Source organism: Microcystis sp. LEGE 08355 (assembly GCF_015207185.1).
Classification (GTDB): domain Bacteria; phylum Cyanobacteriota; class Cyanobacteriia; order Cyanobacteriales; family Microcystaceae; genus Microcystis; species Microcystis panniformis.
This window is the reverse complement of record NZ_JADEXI010000916.1, coordinates 1-1,211: the sequence shown is the minus strand read 5'-3', so window position 1 is coordinate 1,211 and position 1,211 is coordinate 1. Positions and strand designations below refer to the sequence as shown.

Below are 1,211 nucleotides of genomic sequence, written 5' to 3'. Positions count from 1 at the left end.
CCATGACCGAGATATTAACGCCAGTAAAAATATTTTGGCCGCAGGGCTTGCGGTGTCAGTCCGGGTCGCGACCATAAGACCAGAACAGAGTAAATCTGTTAAGGCAGGTGCGAAAAATCCTTCGGGACCCAAGCAGAAACCGTTCGGCTGAGCTCACGGCCGAAGCCTAAATCGTGAGGTTTGGGAATCGCCGCCCGTTTTAGGGCGGCGAGGATGTCAAAATCTATACCAACTTAGATGATAATCTCGATTTTGTTATTTTGGGATAATCTGTTCTCTAGAAGCTCCTTTCACCTTGTCATCATTACCGGCGAAAAGGTTCCAAAAACCAGCAAAAATCAGCAATACTTGCAAAAGTTAAGTTTTTTATCTCAAATGTCGGGGTGAAGACCGGAAGTGCTTAGCGCGACGGGGTGAAACCCCGACCAGTATAAAAGAGGGAAGCACGACTAAAATCTTGACAATGCTGTATAGGTTAACTTAAAATAAGTTGTTTGAGGTCGATAAACAATGATTATCTTAGAAATGAAAGCAGTGGTCAAACCAAGTCGGTCTTCTGCCATAGATGAAGCTATTCGTACAGTACAATTCATCAGAAACAAAGCATTAAGGCTTTAGATGGATGCCAAGAGAGAAGACAAAATCGATAAATATTCTCTCAATAAATATTGTGCAGTTCTCGCCCAACAGTTCAAGTTTGTCGATACTCTAAATTCTACGGCTAGACAAGTATCGGCAGAACGGGACTGGTCAGCTATTGCCCGTTTCTATGACAATTGTCAGAAAAAAATAAAAGGTAAAAAAGGTTATCCCAAGTTTCAGAAAAATAATCGTTCTGTGGAATATAAAAACTGTGGCGGTCAACTATCGGAGGATAGAAAAAAATACTTTCACAGATAAGAAAAATCTTGGCACGGTTAAACTGAAAGGAACTAGAGACTTAAACTTTTACCCTATAGACCAAATTAAACGAGTTAGGATTGTTAAACGAGCAGACGGTTACTATGTCCAATTCTGCCTTAGCGTTGATATTCGGGAATAGGCAAAACCCTTAGAACCGACTAAAAGATGTGTGGGATTGGATGTAGGCTTAAAAGTTTTCTACGCTAATAGTGATGGGGAAACGGTAGAAATACCGCAATACTATCGCCAAGCGGAAAAAAGATTAAACCGTTTGACCCCCCCTTGCCCCCCCCGACGTCGGTTGGGGG

2 pseudogenes are annotated in these 1,211 nt (G+C 42.0%); both read left to right on the top strand.

Annotation, left to right across the window (positions count from 1 at the left end):
* Positions 1-151 (top strand): annotated as a pseudogene (locus IQ242_RS25235) (RNA-guided endonuclease TnpB family protein); the annotation flags it as partial.
* Between the two features lie 359 nt (positions 152-510).
* Positions 511-1,211, top strand: a pseudogene (locus tag IQ242_RS26585) (RNA-guided endonuclease InsQ/TnpB family protein); the annotation flags it as partial.